At 73.0% G+C, this 14,902-nt stretch carries 13 protein-coding genes and 1 tRNA gene; 10 read left to right on the top strand and 4 right to left on the bottom strand.

Translation table 11 applies throughout. The features are described 5' to 3' along the window. Positions 1–199: 199 nt before the first annotated feature. The 5 genes from ABTY04_RS00980 to ABTY04_RS01000 are packed head-to-tail and all read left to right on the top strand — an operon-like array spanning position 200 to position 4,148. Entirely contained in the window at positions 200–2,110 is a 1,911-nt protein-coding gene (locus ABTY04_RS00980; RefSeq protein ID WP_352211166.1) for an ATP-binding protein, read from the top strand. 35 nt (positions 2,111–2,145) lie between these two features. Continuing rightward, a complete protein-coding gene (locus ABTY04_RS00985) occupies positions 2,146–2,574 on the top strand; it encodes a roadblock/LC7 domain-containing protein (RefSeq protein ID WP_352211293.1) in 429 nt (142 codons plus the stop codon). A 23-nt stretch (positions 2,575–2,597) separates the two neighbouring features. Beyond that, positions 2,598–2,987 carry a DUF742 domain-containing protein gene (locus tag ABTY04_RS00990; RefSeq protein WP_352211294.1) on the top strand — a complete coding sequence of 130 codons (390 nt, stop codon included), beginning with the start codon at positions 2,598–2,600 and terminating at the stop codon, positions 2,985–2,987. Next, the gene (locus tag ABTY04_RS00995) at positions 2,965–3,600 is read left to right on the top strand and encodes a GTP-binding protein (protein ID WP_352211167.1); all 636 of its coding nucleotides are present in this window, start codon (positions 2,965–2,967) and stop codon (positions 3,598–3,600) included. Before ABTY04_RS00990 ends, ABTY04_RS00995 begins: the two co-directional genes overlap by 23 nt. After that, complete coding sequence (locus ABTY04_RS01000) at positions 3,597–4,148, top strand: GAF domain-containing protein (protein ID WP_352211168.1); 552 nt, start codon at positions 3,597–3,599, stop codon at positions 4,146–4,148. The genes ABTY04_RS00995 and ABTY04_RS01000 overlap by 4 nt, the downstream gene beginning before the upstream one ends. A gap of 101 nt (positions 4,149–4,249) precedes the next feature. On the opposite strand, the gene ABTY04_RS01005 is transcribed toward ABTY04_RS01000, so the two are convergent. Next, on the bottom strand, positions 4,250–5,152 hold the full coding sequence (locus tag ABTY04_RS01005) for a transketolase family protein (RefSeq protein WP_352211169.1): 903 nt from the start codon (positions 5,150–5,152) through the stop codon (positions 4,250–4,252). 32 nt (positions 5,153–5,184) lie between these two features. Continuing rightward, on the bottom strand, positions 5,185–5,886 hold the full coding sequence (locus tag ABTY04_RS01010; protein WP_352211170.1) for a thiamine pyrophosphate-binding protein: 702 nt from the start codon (positions 5,884–5,886) through the stop codon (positions 5,185–5,187). 147 nt (positions 5,887–6,033) lie between these two features. On the opposite strand from ABTY04_RS01010, the gene ABTY04_RS01015 reads away from it, so the two are divergent. Then, positions 6,034–6,110, top strand: a tRNA-Pro gene (locus ABTY04_RS01015). A 290-nt stretch (positions 6,111–6,400) separates the two neighbouring features. On the opposite strand, the gene ABTY04_RS01020 is transcribed toward ABTY04_RS01015, so the two are convergent. Together ABTY04_RS01020 and ABTY04_RS01025 are read right to left on the bottom strand one after the other, a co-directional pair. Continuing rightward, positions 6,401–7,465, bottom strand: coding sequence for a globin domain-containing protein (locus tag ABTY04_RS01020; RefSeq protein WP_352211171.1), 1,065 nt, complete (start codon positions 7,463–7,465; stop codon positions 6,401–6,403). A 470-nt stretch (positions 7,466–7,935) separates the two neighbouring features. After that, positions 7,936–8,211, bottom strand: a complete 276-nt coding sequence (locus ABTY04_RS01025; protein WP_352211172.1) for an acylphosphatase — start codon at positions 8,209–8,211, stop codon at positions 7,936–7,938. A 432-nt stretch (positions 8,212–8,643) separates the two neighbouring features. On the opposite strand from ABTY04_RS01025, the gene ABTY04_RS01030 reads away from it, so the two are divergent. The 4 genes from ABTY04_RS01030 (at position 8,644) to ABTY04_RS01045 (ending at position 14,892) form a co-directional block, all read left to right on the top strand. Further along, complete coding sequence (locus ABTY04_RS01030) at positions 8,644–8,862, top strand: hypothetical protein (RefSeq protein WP_352211173.1); 219 nt, start codon at positions 8,644–8,646, stop codon at positions 8,860–8,862. An 87-nt stretch (positions 8,863–8,949) separates the two neighbouring features. Continuing rightward, on the top strand, positions 8,950–9,756 hold the full coding sequence (locus ABTY04_RS01035; protein WP_352211174.1) for an HlyD family efflux transporter periplasmic adaptor subunit: 807 nt from the start codon (positions 8,950–8,952) through the stop codon (positions 9,754–9,756). A 137-nt stretch (positions 9,757–9,893) separates the two neighbouring features. Further along, positions 9,894–12,020 (top strand): NHLP family bacteriocin export ABC transporter peptidase/permease/ATPase subunit, encoded by a 2,127-nt coding sequence (locus ABTY04_RS01040; protein WP_352211295.1) that lies wholly within the window; start codon positions 9,894–9,896, stop codon positions 12,018–12,020. 1 nt (position 12,021) lies between these two features. Then, positions 12,022–14,892, top strand: a complete 2,871-nt coding sequence (locus ABTY04_RS01045; protein WP_352211175.1) for an NHLP bacteriocin export ABC transporter permease/ATPase subunit — start codon at positions 12,022–12,024, stop codon at positions 14,890–14,892. The last annotated feature ends 10 nt before the right edge of the window (positions 14,893–14,902 follow it).

Consider the following 14,902-nt stretch of genomic DNA (forward strand, 5'->3'; position numbering starts at 1 on the left):
TGTGCGTCGCTCGCGGCCGCTGCGCACGCACGCCCCCGGCGGATTCGGGCTGCCGTACGAGCGCTCCATCGGGAGCGGGAAGCACCCCGGTGAAGTTCCCCAACTGGCTTTCAGGGGCGTGATCGTGCGGTCTAGCGTGGGTTGATCAACGCCGGGCCCCGGAACCCCTGGGGGCCCGGGCCCCACGTAGAGGACGCCGATGTCCGGACTCCGCGCCGCCCGCCACGCCCCGTCGAGACACGCCGTCACCGGTCCCGTCCGGCAGATACACCCCCAGCTGGTCCGTGCCGCCCTGCTGCCCACGCTCGCCGCCGGGCTCATCGGCACCGCCGCGGTGATCTTCACGTTGCAGCTCGGCGGGGGCGCGGGGGCGCGGGACGCCAGGCTGTGGCCGCTCCTGGCAGGCTGCGCCCTGCTCGTCGCCGGCGCACTGGCCGCCGCCCTCCTCGGGGCCCAGCGCACCGCCAAGGCCGTCCGGGACCGCTGCGAGGCCCTGCGCCGCTCCAGCGTGCGCGGACGGCAGGAGCTGCGGGCGGCCGCCGAACGGCTGGAGCGGGGTGAGCCGCCGGCCCGCCCGATCCGCGGCGGCCCGACGGCGCCGCCGCCCGGCGTCGACCCGGCCCGGGTGGACGAGTTCTGGCTGCTCTCCCAGGAGCTGCGCGGCGCCCGCGAACTCGCGCACACGACCCTCGTACGGCTGGCCGGCCCGGCCGTGCCGTGCGACAGCGACCGCAAGGTCGAGGTCTTCGTCAACCTCGCGCGCCGCCTCCAGTCACTCGTGCACCGGGAGATCTCGCTGCTCGACGAGCTGGAGGACACGGTCGAGGACCCCGACCTCCTCAAGGAGCTCTTCCACGTCGACCACCTCGCCACCCGGATCCGCCGCCACGCGGAGAACCTGGCCGTCCTCGGCGGCGCCGCCTCCCGGCGCCAGTGGACCCGGCCCATCGACCTGAGCGAGGTGCTGCGCTCCTCCGTCGCGGAGGTCGAGCAGTACACGCGGGTCAAGGTGGTGCCCCCGGCGGGCGGCACCGTCCGCGGCCACGCCGTCGCCGACGTGGTGCACCTGCTGGCCGAACTGGTCGAGAACGCCACGGTGTTCTCCGCCCCCGACACCGACGTGGTGGTGCGCGCCGAGCGGGTCACCGCGGGCATCGCCGTCGAGGTGGAGGACCGCGGGCTGGGCATGCCGGCCGCGGAGCAGCACCGGATGAACGCACTGCTCGTCGACCCCGACCAGATCAGCGTCCGGCACCTGCTGGCGGACGGGCGGATCGGCCTGTTCGTGGTCTCGGCGCTGGCCCGCCGGCACGGGATCGCCGTCGAGCTCAAGTCCAACATCTACGGCGGCGTGCTCGCCGTGCTCGTGCTGCCCCAGGAGCTGCTGGGGGCGGAGGCACCCGGCGCCGCCGACGCGCTCGGCGGCTCCCGGGCCACCTCGTGGGGGACCGGGGAGGGGACCGCAGGCATGCCCGCGCTGGAGCCCGTACGGGCAGCCGTGCCGCGGCCGGCACCGTTTCCCGCACCTCAGCCGCGGCTCGTGCCGCGGCCCCAGCCCGTGCCGGAGCTGCAGCCGCCGACCGTGCCGGTCTGGGGGGCACCACCCGTACCGGGCCCGGACACGCGTACGCGCCCGAGGGCGGCGCGGGGGACCGGGCAGGCGGGCCGGGTGACGGACCTCCGGGAGCCGCAGGCGGCGCCGGTCGCGGAGACGACGCCGGACCTCGGACCGGATCCGCGGCGGGACGCGACCCACGGCATGAGCCGCGGCCCGGCCCCGGGAGCGGCGCCGGCCGTGCGGGAGCCGGCCCCCCCGGCGCCCGCTCCCGCGTACCCCCCTGCCCCTGCCCCCGAGCCCGCCCCTGCCCCCGAGCCCGTGTCGGCGGCCCGGCCGCCCGTCCCCGTGACGGTGTCCGTACCGGCCGCCCGGACGGACCCGGACCGGCCGCCCCTGCCCCGCCGCCGGGCCCAGTACCACCTCGCCCCGCAGCTGCGCGACGCCCCCGCCCCGCGGCGGGCCGGCGAACCCGAACAACCCGTGCACGACCCGGGCCTGATGGCCGCCTTCCAACGGGGCTCAGGTCTCGCCCGGTCGGAGAACCAGCCATGACCCCGACCTCCCACACCGGCAAGGAGCGCACCACCATGGGCGGCGAAGCGGCGACCACGACCAGTCGGCTCTCGGATCTCGACTGGCTGCTCGGCGGCCTGGTCCAGCGGGTCCCCTCCACGCGCAGCGCGGTACTCCTCACCGCGGACGGCCTCGTCACGTGCGTGCACGGCCTCGACAACGACAGCGCCGACCACCTGGCGGCACTGGCGTCCGGGCTGTACTCGCTCGGGCGGAGCGCCGGATCCCGGTTCGGGGACGGCGGGGAGGTCCGGCAGGTGGTGGTCGAGCTCGACAGCGCGCTCGTGTTCGTCTCGGCCGCCGGTGCGGGCACCTGCCTGGCCGTCCTGGCCGACCGGGAGGCCGATGCCGGCGTACTCGGCTACGAGATGGCGATGCTGGTCAAGAGCGTCCGACCGTACCTGGCGGCCCCGCCGCGGCGGCCCGCCGGCGAGCCGCAGTGATGTGCGTCCGCGCCGCGCACGGCATGGGGGCCCCGCGCGACACGCCCTGGCTCGACGACTCGGCGGGCCGGGTGATGCGCCCGTACACGGCGAGCGGCGGCCGGACCCGGCCGGCCGCCGCCCTCGACCTGCTGTCCCTGGTGACGGCGACGGGGGTGCGACCGCGCGGCCCCCTCGGCGCGGAGCACGCCCTGGCGCTGCGCCTGTGCGCGGGCTCCGCGGCCGTCACCGTCGCCGAGGTGGCCGGGCAGCTGCGGCTGCCGACGGTGGTGGTGAAGGTACTGCTGTCCGACCTGATGGAACACGGCGCCGTCACGGTGCAGGCGCCGCGGTTCCCGGGCGGCGGATACGTGGCCGACGACGACCAGAACCTGCTCCGGGCGGTGCTCGATGGTCTACGCCGACGACTGTGACACCCGCTCGGCCCCCGTCCTGCCCGCGACGCTGAAGATCCTGGTCGCGGGCGGGTTCGGGGCGGGCAAGACGACCTTCGTGGGCGCGGTGAGCGAGATCGAGCCGCTGTGCACGGAAGAGCTGCTGAGCGGGCTGAGCGAGGGCCCCGATCCGCTTGACCGGGTCGAGACGAAGACGTCGACGACCGTCGTGCTCGACTTCGGCCGGATCACCCTGGACGAGCGGCACGTCCTGTACCTCTTCGGCACGCCGGGGCAGCAGCGCTTCTGGTTCCTGTGGGAGGAGCTGTGCGCGGGCGCGCTGGGTGCGGTGGTGCTCGTGGACACCCGGCGGCTCGCCGACTGCTTCCCGGCGGTGGACTTCTTCGAACGGCGCGGCATCGGGTTCATAGTCGCCGTCAACGAGTTCGACGAGGGCCACCGCTACACCGCCGAAGAGGTCCGCGAGGCGGTGGGGCTCGGGCCGGAAGTGCCCGTCGTACGGTGCGACGCACGGCTGACGAGCTCCGGGACGGGGACCCTGGCCGCCCTGGTCCACCACCTGCTCTTCACCGCGGCAACGGACAAGTCGGCAAACTCAGCGAAGCCTTGGGATGGGGGAGAACCGCGATGACGTACTACGAGTCGACCGGACACCTGCTGCTCACGCCGGTGGACCGGGCGGCGCCCGCGCGCACCGTCCGGCTGCGCGAACTGGGCCTGGGGGAGCGGGTGGACACGGAACTCGACGCCTTCGCCCGGCGGATCGCCGAGGTCCTGGCGGCACCGTACGCGGGGGTCAACTTCATCAACGAGGAACGGCAGTTCTTCGCCGGGCTGCACCACGCGCCGGACGCCCCGGTGAGCGGGTACCCGGCGCGGGCGCTGCCCCGGGACCACGGGTACTGCCCGCACGTGGTGGTGCGGCGTCGGGCGCTGGTGCTGGAGGACGTACGGGACTTCGCGCGCTTCGCCGGCAACGCGGTGGTGGACGAGAGCGGGGTCCGGTCGTACGTGGGCGCGCCGCTGACCGACCGGCAGGGGATGGTCCTGGGCACGGTGTGCGCGGTGGACCTGGAGCCGCGCCGCTGGGGAACGCAGGGGCTGGCGACGGCCAAGTCCCTCGCGGCAGAGCTGGTGGAGATCATCCACGCCCGGGAGGACGCCCTGCGCGCGGGCTGACCCGCCGGAGTCTGGGGGCGGCTGTCAGTACCGGGCGTCTGGCGGCGGCCCATCCGGAACCGGCCGGAGAGTGACCGGGGGCCTCGCCGCACTGGCGGGCCTCAGCGGAGGAAGGCGCTGATCCGCTCGCGGAGCGAGTGCGGGTCCAGGCCGTGCGCGGCGGTGTGCTCCTCGATCGTGCCGTAGCGGCGGAGCTCGGCGCGGCCGACGCCGAGGCCGAGGACGCGGTGGGGGATGTCGCAGAGAGCCTGGGTGGCGGCCGTGGTGGAGGTGCCGGCGAGGTACGGCTCGACGAGGACCACGTCGGCCGTGCCGCGGCCCACGGCCGCGCGCAGGGCGGCGTCGTCGAAGGGCCGCACGGTGGCGGCGTACAGCACGGTCGCGTCCAGCCCTTCCGTCGCGGCGAGGACATTGTCCAGCAGCGGGCCCACGGCGACGACGACACCAGCCCCGGGGCCTCCCTCCCGTACGGTCCGCCAGCGCAGGCCGTCCACCGGGCGCGGGGCGGCGTTCGACTGCTGTGAGAGCCGGACGTACACCTTGTCGTCCCCGGCGGCGTAGGCGTGGCGCAGCAGCGCCTCGGCCTCGTCCGGATGCCCCGGCACGTGGACCGTCCAGCCGTCGAGGGTGTCCATCAGGGCCACGTCACCCGGCGCCATGTGGGTGAACCCGCCGGCCGGCCAGTCGTAGCTGGCGCTCGCGCTGACCAGGACCCCGCCCGTGCCCTGGTGCCCGAAGTCCAGCTTGATCTGCTCGAACGGCCGCTCCACCAGGAAGCTGGCGAAGGTGTGCACGACCGGCCGCAGCCCGGTGAGGGCCAGCCCTCCGCCGACTCCGACGAGCAGCTGCTCCCTGATCCCGACGTTGATCACCCGGTCCGGGTTGCGCCGCTGGGCGGGCCGGAACCCGTCCATGGTGATCTCGGCGAGCACGAGTGCCAGCCGCGGGTCCTCGTCGAGCGCGCCCGACGTGACCGAGATGAAGCGTTCCCGCATGGTGTCCATGACTCCCCTGACCTCTACTGCCTCTGCTCCTGCTACTGCTTCTTCTCGACGCGGGCGACGACGGCGTGCGGCCGGCCCGGATGCGGTGCGGTGAAGGCGGCGTGCAGCGCCGCGTGGTCCCGGCCGTCGACGGTCGTCGCCGACCAGCCGGCGGCCTCGAAGCGGGAGGCGATCCCGCCGTGCCAGCCGTGGGTCGCGGAGTCGTTGTCGATCACCACGGTGTGGAGCCGCTCCAGCCCGGCCGAGCCGGCGTACGCCAGGGCCTCGTGGTTGCTGCCCTCGTCGAGCTCCGCGTCCCCGATCAGCACCCACACCGCCGGGTCCGCCAGCCCCTGCGCCCGCAGCCCGAGGGCGCTGCCGACGGCGAGCGGCAGCCCGTGCCCGAGCGAGCCGCTGCCGATCTCCACTCCGGGGACCAGGGTGCGGTCCGGGTGGTGCCCGAGGGGGGACCCGTACGAGCCGAAGCCGCTCAGCCAGTCGACGGGGAAGAACCCCTTGGCGGCGAGCACGGCGTAGTACGCCATCGGCCCGTGCCCCTTGGAGAGCAGGAACCGGTCCCGCCCGGGTGCCCCGGCGGCCGCCGGATCCACCCGCAGCACCCTGTCGTAGAGGACCCACAGCACGTCGAGCGTGGAGGTGGCGGCGGGCCCGTGCTTCTCGGCCCCGGTCATGAGCCCCATGAGCCGGCTCAGATCCTGGTAGCGGAATCCCGTGTCCGCTGTTGCCTGTGTCATGCATCGATCATTCAACCTCAAGTGAACTTGAGGTCAAGTGCCTGCGTGGCGCGACCCGGCCCGGGAAAGGTGCGCGCGACCACCCCGCGAAGTGCGGTATTGTTCTCCTGCGCGTTCAACCAGGGGAAACCCCAGGTCAGCGGGCATCGGGACGTGGCGCAGCTTGGTAGCGCACTTGACTGGGGGTCAAGGGGTCGCAGGTTCAAATCCTGTCGTCCCGACCATGCGGAAACGCAGGTCGGAGGCCGTTCTCTCGCTCATGAGAGGGCGGCCTTCCGCGCGTCCGGAGCCATGGAGGTCGCAGCCGCGCCGGCCCGCCCGTTTGGTGGTTGGCCCTCTCGGCTCCGGTGAGCGCGTTGGCGATGGTGTCGACGGCTTCGCGGGCTGTCATACGCCCGAAGCCTTCGTCACAGTCCGAGTTGCTGCTGCAGCCGGTGTTCGCCTGCGGATCCGAAGGGCGGCGTTGGCAAGGTCACGGGGGTGTTCTCCTTGCAGGACGGGCCAAGGGTTTGACTCAGGGAAGGGACAGGACGGGCGTCTCGAACGGGTCGTGGTGGATGCGGTCGGGCGAGGTGCCGCCCAGTGTGAGTGTCTCGCTGGCGGAGACGACCATCGGCGCCGGACCGCTCAGATAGGCGTCGTGGTCGTACCACGGCCCGAACTCGGCCAGCACTTCCGGCAGGGACCCCCGGAGGCCGGGGATGTGCTCGTGGGAGACCGCGCCCCTGATGGTCAGCCAGTGGTACCGCTGGGCCATCCGGAGCATGTCGTCGACCCCGTACAGCTCGTCCCCGGTGCGGGCGCCGAGGAACAGGTCGACCTGGTGGCGCTCCCCGCGACGGGCCACCTCTTCGACGAGCGCGCGGATCGGGGCGAGGCCGGTGCCGCCGGCCACGAAGAGCAGGTTGCCGAAGGTGGCGGCGTCCAGAACCATGTCCCCCATCGGAGGCCCCAGCCGGATGACGCTTCCCACCGTCGCCCGGTGCACCAGTGCGCTGCTGACCGAGCCGCCGGCCACCGCGCGCACGTGGAGGGTGAGGGTGTTGTCTTCGCGGGGAGCGTTGGCGGGGGAGTAGTAGCGCCACTGCTTCGGCCACCAGGGGGTCTCCACGCTCACGTACTGTCCGGCGGCGTACTCGTAGGCCGTGTGGGGTCGTACGGTGATCTCGGCAATGCCGTGTCCGCGCGAGATGCGGTGCACGACGGTGGCGGGCCACACGGCGGGCCGTACCGCCTCGTCCTGCTCGGCAGCACTGATCATGGCTTCGGCGACTGCACCGTACGCCTTCGTCCAGGCGGCTGCGATCTCCGCGGTCCACGCGGGGCCGGCGTAGCGGGCCAGAGAGGCGAGGAGGCACTCGCCGACGGCCGGGAAGTGTGCGCTGAGGGTGCCGAACTTGCGGTGGTCACGTCCGAGGTGTCCGCAGAAGCGCACCAGACTCCCGGCGTCGTCGACCAGCTCCACGATGCGCAGCAGCGCACGCAGCAGGCGTCCCCGCTGGGCGTCCATTCCCGGCGGGAACATCGGACGGACCTCGGGGTGGCGGGCGAAGAGGATCGCGTAGAAGTAGACCGTCATGTCTGCGGCAAAGGGCTCGACCACCGACACGGAGGCGCGTATGAGGTCGATCTCGCGGGCCGACAGAGGTGCCTCGACGGCCTCCGGCTCCGCTGTCGGGCCTACTGGGCTCGGGGCGGGTGCCGCATCTCCCGGAGACTGGTACGCGGATGTGTCGCCCGGGCGGCCCAGCCGGAACCTCAAGGCGCTCCTCCGTCCGCTATTCGAGATGGCTCGCGGGCTGACCATGGGGTGGCTTCGGTCCTGGGGGCACGCCCTCGCAGCACGCTGCGGGCAGGGTTTCCACGGAACCCCCGGCTCGGGGGAGCGGCGATCGGGGCATCGGCATCGGCAGGCATGAGTCCTCTTCAGGGCGCGGCAGCGTTGAAACGGATCAAACGGTTCCGGACGCTACATGACCGTGCAGGTGACTCAGAAGTAGCTTGGGGATGTGACCGGAAGGGTCATTACGGCCGGTTCTGCCGGGTATGTCAGTCGCGGATCTCGAAGTCTTCGAGGCTTTCGGGCCGCTCCCCGTGGAGCTCGACGCGGGTGACGGCTGCTCCGCTCGGGCCGTGGTGCGCCCATTCGGTCATGAGGGCGACCGCGTCCGCCTCGCCCTCGAACACCGCCTCGACGGTCCCGTCCGGCAGGTTCCGCACCCAGCCGGCCACGCCGTGGCCGAGTGCGGCGCGGCGGCAGGTGTCACGGAAGAAGACGCCCTGCACCACGCCGTGGACGATCACCCGGCTGCGAACCCGTTCCATGGGCCGACGATAGCCGTGCGGGCCCGGATCGGCACGGAACGTGCTCGCGCGGTCGCGGAATGTCGCTTCCGGAAATCTTCACGCGGTGAAAGTGGAGGGGGTGCCTCCCGTTGCATCCCTCCCCGATGTGCCGGTGGCGGCCCGTCCGTCCGGTGGGGGTTCGGGCCGATTTCGCCCTCGGGTGCGGCAGGCCGCCCGCAAATGTTACTCGATCTTGTGGAGAACCCGTGGCGATCCGTCGAATCAATTCGGAAAGCCCGCCACTTGTTCAGTCGCCTCGCGTGACCGGGACGTCAACACGGTTCGCCCGGCCGTCCGTTCGCGTGCTTACATCTGCCCACCGAAGCGATGCTCGGAAGTGGTCGGACCGCCTTGTCGCAGGCCTTCCACGCCATTTGAGAAACAATCAGACGAATGAAGGGTGCGCACATCATGCGTAACGACATCGAAACCCGTGAGATCGCCGACGACGAACTGGACGCGGTTTCCGGCGGTGTCAGCATTTCCGGCGGAGTCCTCGGCGCCGCGACCGGCGACGTCTTCCACGTGGTGAACACGGTGACCTCGCTGCAGACGGTGCACGGCGTGCAGGCCCTGCCCGGCCAGGTCGAGGGCATCGTCGGCGTCCGCGCCGGTGTCGCCGGCCTCTGAGCCGGATATCAGTGCGCGTGAACCCCGGGACACCTGTGCTCCGGGGTTCACGGGTGCCCGTGCCATGAATGCCGTCGAAGGATTGTCGTGCAGTTCCGTCAAAAGGCGCTCTCCAAGCTGCAATCGCCCGAAGAGCTCGACCTTCCCGTGCGTTTCGCGCGCCCGCAGGGCCGGCTCGTTCTCGGCGTCACCGTCGTCGTCATGGCCGCCGCGGGTTTCTGGGCATTCACCGGATCCGTTTCCGCGAAGCTGAGCGCACCCGGCATCCTCACCCGAGCCGAAGGCAGTTATCTGCTCCAGAGCCCGTTCTCCGGACAAGTCACCGCGGTGCTCGCCAAAGAGGGCCAGCTGCTCTCCCCGGGCGCCCCCCTGCTCCAGGTCGCCACGGACCAAGGCGACCGGACGGTGCGCGTGGTGGCCGGAGGCCGGGTGACCACCCTGGTCGCCAAGACGGGCGCCGTCGTCACGACCGGTGCGGACGTGGCGACCGTGGAACGCGTGAAGAGCGCGGACGACCCGCTGGTGGCCGTGCTCTACGTGCCCGGCGGCAGCGGCGCGGAGATCCGCGTCGGCGCCCCGGTCGACCTGGACGTCCAGACCGTCCCCAGGCAGCGGTTCGGCGTACTGCGCGGCCGCGTCAAGGAAGTCGGCCGTGCGCCCCAGACGCAGGAGCAGATCACCGGTTTCCTCGGCGACGCCCGTCTTGCCGACCGGTTCGCCCGCCAGGGCAATCCCGTCGCGGTGCTCGTGCAGCTCGAACGCTCCTCCGCCACCGGGTCCGGCTACCGGTGGTCCTCCGCAGGCGGGCCCCCCTACCCCCTCGATTCCACGACACCGGTCACCGGAGCCGTCCACCTCCCCGCACAGCGTCCCGTCGATTGGCTGCTTCCGTGACCGTGCCGCAGCACACCTCCCCGAACCGGTCCCGGCCGGCGCCGCCCCGGGTCCCGTCCGGCGGCCGCCGGCGCCGCGGCCCAGCCGTCCCCGCGGGCCGCACGCCCCGTCCCGTGCGCACCCCCACCGTGCTCCAGATGGAAGCGGTGGAGTGCGGCGCCGCCGCGCTGGCCATGGTGCTCGGCCACCACGGCCGCTTCGTACCCCTGGAAGAGCTGCGCATCGCCTGCGGGGTGTCCCGCGACGGGTCCCGCGCCGGCAACCTCCTCAAGGCCGCCCGCGGTTACGGGCTGACCGCCAAGGGCATGCAGATGGACCTGGCCGCGCTCGCCGGGACGCGCCCGCCGGCCATCCTCTTCTGGGAGTTCAACCACTACGTCGTCTACGACGGCACGGGCCGCCGCCTCGGCCGCCGCGGCGTGTACGTCAACGACCCCGGCAAGGGCCGGCGGTTCGTCCCCATGGAGGAGTTCGACACCGGCTTCACCGGTGTCGCGCTCGTCTTCGAACCCGGCCGGGGCTTTCGCCGTACGGGCCGCCGGCAAGGCGTCCTGGGCGCCGTGCCGGCCCGCCTGCGCGGCATGTCGGGCACCATGCTCGCCGCCGTCGTCTCCAGCCTCCTGCTGGTCGCCGTCGGCGCGACGGTGCCCGCGCTGAGCCGTACGTACATCGACATGTTCCTCATCGGCGACCAGACGTCCCTGCTGGGCGTGCTCTTCGCGTCGATGGCGGCGGCCCTGCTGCTCACGGCGGTGCTCACCTCGGTCCAGCAGGCCAACCTGCTGCGCGGCCGCATCATCTCCTCCACGCTCGGCAGCGCCCGCTTCCTGAGGCATCTGCTCAGGCTTCCGGTCGCCTTCTTCACCCAGCGCAACCCGGCCGACCTGGTCCAGCGCCTCCAGTCCAACGACGCGGTCGCCGAGACCCTCGCCCGGGACCTGGCCGCCGCGGCCGTGGACGCCGTGGTGGTCGTGCTCTACGCGGTGCTGCTGTGGACGTACGACCCGCAGCTCACCGCCGTCGGGGTGCTCATCGCCCTGCTCAACGTCGCGGCCATGCGGATCGTGATGGGGATGCGGGCCACCGGCACCCGGAAGCTGCGCGCCGAGAGCGCCCGCCTCACGAACACCTCGTACAGCGGTCTCCAGCTCATCGAGACGATGAAGGCCACCGGAGGCGAGAACGGCTTCTTCCGCCGCTGGGCCGGCCAGCACGCCGTCACCCTCGACGTACAGCAGCGGCTCGGCGTCCCGGGCACGTGGCTGGCCGTCGTCGCGCCCACGCTGGCCGCGCTCAACAGCGCGCTGATCCTGATGATCGGCGGCCTGCGGGCGGTGGAGGGGCACCTCTCCGTCGGTCTGCTCGTCGCCTTCCAGGCCCTCGTGACCAGTTTCACCGCGCCGATCACCCGCCTGGGCGGCGTGGCAGGACGGATCCAGGACTTCGCCGCCGACGTCGCCCGCCTCAAGGACGTCGAGAACTTCCCCGTCGACCCGCTCTACGTGCGGCACGCGGGACACCGGTCCTCCGCCGCGACCCGCCGCCTCAAGGGGCACGTGGAGCTGGACGGCATCACCTTCGGCTACAGCCCGCTGGACGCACCACTGCTGAAGAACGTCTCGCTCGCGGTCGGCCCCGGGCAGCAGGTCGCGCTCGTCGGCGGCTCCGGCAGCGGCAAATCCACCGTCTCCCGGCTGATATCAGGCCTCTACACCCCCTGGGAAGGCACCATCCGCATTGACGGGATGCGGCTGGAGGACATCCCGCGCGGGGCGCTGGCCGCCTCCGTCTCCTTCGTGGACCAGGACGTCTTCCTCTTCGAGGGCACCGTCCGCGACAACGTCGCGCTGTGGGACCCCTCCATCCCGGACGAGGCCGTCATCGCCGCCCTTGAGGACGCCGCCGTGTACGACGTGGTGGCGCGCCGCGCCGGCGGCATCCACAGCCGCGTCGAGCAGGACGGCCGCAACTTCTCCGGCGGCCAGCGCCAGCGCCTGGAGATCGCCCGCGCGCTGGTGCGCCGCCCCAGCGTCATGATCCTGGACGAGGTGACCAGCGCCCTGGACGCGGCGACCGAGCAGATCGTCATCGACAACCTGCGCCGCCGCGGCTGCGCCTGCGTGGTGATCGCCCACCGGCTGAGCACCGTCCGCGACAGCGACGAGATCGTCGTGCTCGACCGGGGCACCGTCGTGGAGCGCGGGCGGCACGAGCACCTGCTCGCCGCGCGGGGAGCCTACGCCGGCCTGGTCAAGGAGCACTGAGGTGGCGACCCCCCACCCGGTCCACGTCGCACCCGATCCGGTCGTGGCGGCCCTGGGCGGCCTCGGCTCGGCGGTCGACTGCACGGGCATGCGGAGCCTGCCCCTGGAAGGACCGCTCGTGCTGTGGCTCGTCGTACAGGGCGAGCTGGACCTGTTCGCCGTCGACGCCGCGCAGGCGGGCCACTGGCACTTCCTGGGCCGGCTGGAGCCGGGCGCGCTGCTCCTGGGCCCGGTCGAAGGGCCCGCCCACACGCTGACCGGCCGGCCCTTCCAGGGCTGCGTACTGCGCCGCATCGAGCTGCGCGAGCTGTACCGCCCCGAGTACGGAACCCGGGGCGCGCCGGCGGACGGAGCCTGGGGGTGGCACGCCGAGCCGTGGCGCAGCGCAGACGCCGAAGCCGCGCCCAGCCCGCTGGAGGACGCCTTCGCCCGCGGGATCGGCCGCGGTCTGCACGTGCTGTACCAGTCGCCGCTGGAGAGCCGGGCCGGCGCCGGCCGGAGCGGGGCGGACGAGGACATCCTGTGGATGCGGATCCCCGCGGGCAGCGTGCAGTACGGCGCCGTGTACGAGCCCCACGAGGGCGGGGACGGCACGGCCGGCACACTCCTCGTCGACGAGGCCGTGTGGCAGTCCATGGTGGACCAGCAGTACCGGCTGCTGTCCGCCCTGGACCGCCGGATCGAGCAGGACGAGCGCGCCCACGAGGACCGCACGGCGGCCGGCATCGAGGCCGGCGAGGCCGCCCGTACCCAGGCGGACCGCACGCTGCTCGCCTCCATAGGCCGCACCCGCGGCGGCTCCCGCCCCGCCGCGGGCGACGACGCTACCTTCGCCGTGTGCCGACTCGCGGCCGGCGCATCCGGCATCACGCTGACCGAGCCGACGGGCCCCGCCTCCGGGCGGACGGACCCCGTCGAACGCATCGCGCTCGCCTCCCGGATCCGCACCCGTGCCGTCGGGCTCGGCGGGCGCTGGTGGCGGGAGCCCGTCGGACCCCTGGTGGGCCGGCGTGCGGACGACGGGACGCCGGTCGCGCTGCTGTGGCGGCGCGGCGGATACGAGGCCGTCGACCCCGCCACCGGCGCGCGCGAGCGCATCGGCAGAGGCAACGCGGACGCCTTCGAACCGCGCGCCGTCATGTTCTACCGCCCACTGCCCGACACCAAGCCGGGGCTGCTCGGGCTGCTGCGCTTCGGGGTGCGCGGCAGCGGCCGGGACCTGCGCAGCCTCGTCCTGGGCGGGCTGGGCGCCGTCGGCCTCGGCGCCGTCGTCCCCGTGGCCACCGGACGGGTGCTCGGCACGTACGTGCCGCAGGCCGAGGACGGCCTCATCGTGCAGACCGCCCTCGCGCTCATGGTGACCAGCGTGGTCTCCGCCGCCTTCATGCTGCTCCAGAACACCTCCGTCCTGCGGATGGAGGGCCGCATCGAAGCCACTTTGCAGCCGGCCGTGTGGGACCGGCTGCTGCGGCTGCCGGTGACGTTCTTCGCCGGCCGCTCCACCGGCGAACTGGCCGGTGCGGCCATGGGCATCAGCTCCATCCGCAGCGTGCTGTCCGGCATCGTCTCGGTGTCCCTCCAGGCAGGCACCGTCGGCACGATGAACCTCGTGCTGCTGCTGGTCTACAGCGTGCCGCTGGCACTGGCCGCGGTCGCCATGCTGCTCGCCGTCGCCGGCGTCTTCCTGGGCCTGGGTCTGTGGCAACTGCGCTACCAGCGGCAGCTGATCAGGATCGGCAACAAGCTCGACAACCAGGCGTTCCAGACCCTGCGGGGGCTGCCCAAGCTGCGCGTGGCCGCGGCCGAGAGCTTCGCGTACGCCGCCTGGGCGCGGGAGTTCGCCCGTACCCGCGAACTCCAGCAGCGCATCGGACGGATCAAGAACGCGGTCACGGTGCTCAACGCGGTCTGCCTGCCGCTGTGCACGTTCGTGATGTTCGTCCTGCTGGCCGGACCGGCCCGGGGCAGCATGTCCGCCGGCGAGTTCCTCACGTTCAGCACCGCGGTGACGATGATGCTGTCCTCGGCCACCCAGCTGACCGGCGCACTCCTTTCGGCTGCCGCCGTGCAGCCGATGTACGAGCAGGTCAAGCCGATCCTCGAAGCGGCCCCCGAGGTACGCGGCGCAGGGGTCCGGCCGGGGGAGCTCAGCGGCGCCGTCGAGGTGCGCGGCCTCTCCTACCGGTACGCCGACGACGGCCCGCTCGTCCTGGACGACGTGTCGTTCCGGGTGCGGCCGGGCGAGTTCGTCGCGGTCGTCGGGGCCAGCGGCTGCGGCAAGTCGACCCTGCTCCGAATGCTCATCGGCTTCGACCGGCCGGCCTCCGGCAGCGTGCTGTACGACGGCCAGGACCTGGCCGCACTCGACCGGGCGGCCGTACGGCGCCAGTGCGGTGTCGTCCTGCAGAACGCGCAGCCGTTCTCCGGGTCGATCCTCGACTGCATCCGCGGCTCCGGTGCGTACTCCCTCGAAGAGGCGGGTCAGGCCGCCGCGCTGGCGGGCCTCGCCGAGGACATCAAGTCCATGCCCATGGGCATGCACACGATGCTGTCCGACGGCGGCGGCACAGTCTCGGGCGGCCAGCGCCAGCGCCTGATGATCGCTCAGGCGCTCATCGGCAAGCCGCGCATCCTCTTCCTGGACGAGGCCACCAGCGCGCTCGACAACGAAGCCCAGCGGGTGGTCATCGAGTCCACCTGCGCCCTGCGCGCCACCCGCATCGTGATCGCCCACCGGCTGTCCACCGTCATGGACGCCGACCGGGTGATCGTCATGGCGGACGGGCGGGTCGTCCAGCAGGGGCCGCCCGCCGAACTGCTCGCCGATACGGCGGGCCTGTTCCACGAGCTGGTCCGCCGCCAGGTCGGGTGACCGGCCGGCG

The sequence above is a fragment of the Streptomyces sp. NPDC097981 genome, assembly GCF_040302565.1.
Taxonomy (GTDB): domain Bacteria; phylum Actinomycetota; class Actinomycetes; order Streptomycetales; family Streptomycetaceae; genus Streptomyces.

Excerpts from the sequence above, each read along its gene's own strand:
- ABTY04_RS01030 (WP_352211173.1), top strand. The coding sequence starts at position 8,644 with ATGCGTAACGACATCGAAACCCGTGAGATCGCCGACGACGAACTGGAC.
- ABTY04_RS01025 (WP_352211172.1), bottom strand. The coding sequence starts at position 8,211 with ATGGAACGGGTTCGCAGCCGGGTGATCGTCCACGGCGTGGTGCAGGGC.
- ABTY04_RS00985 (WP_352211293.1), top strand. The coding sequence starts at position 2,146 with ATGGGCGGCGAAGCGGCGACCACGACCAGTCGGCTCTCGGATCTCGAC.
- ABTY04_RS01000 (WP_352211168.1), top strand. The coding sequence starts at position 3,597 with ATGACGTACTACGAGTCGACCGGACACCTGCTGCTCACGCCGGTGGAC.
- ABTY04_RS01010 (WP_352211170.1), bottom strand. The coding sequence starts at position 5,886 with ATGACACAGGCAACAGCGGACACGGGATTCCGCTACCAGGATCTGAGC.
- ABTY04_RS00980 (WP_352211166.1), top strand. The coding sequence starts at position 200 with ATGTCCGGACTCCGCGCCGCCCGCCACGCCCCGTCGAGACACGCCGTC.
- ABTY04_RS01020 (WP_352211171.1), bottom strand. The coding sequence starts at position 7,465 with ATGACGGTCTACTTCTACGCGATCCTCTTCGCCCGCCACCCCGAGGTC.
- ABTY04_RS00995 (WP_352211167.1), top strand. The coding sequence starts at position 2,965 with ATGGTCTACGCCGACGACTGTGACACCCGCTCGGCCCCCGTCCTGCCC.
- ABTY04_RS01005 (WP_352211169.1), bottom strand. The coding sequence starts at position 5,152 with ATGGACACCATGCGGGAACGCTTCATCTCGGTCACGTCGGGCGCGCTC.
- ABTY04_RS00990 (WP_352211294.1), top strand. The coding sequence starts at position 2,598 with ATGGGGGCCCCGCGCGACACGCCCTGGCTCGACGACTCGGCGGGCCGG.
- ABTY04_RS01040 (WP_352211295.1), top strand. The coding sequence starts at position 9,894 with ATGGAAGCGGTGGAGTGCGGCGCCGCCGCGCTGGCCATGGTGCTCGGC.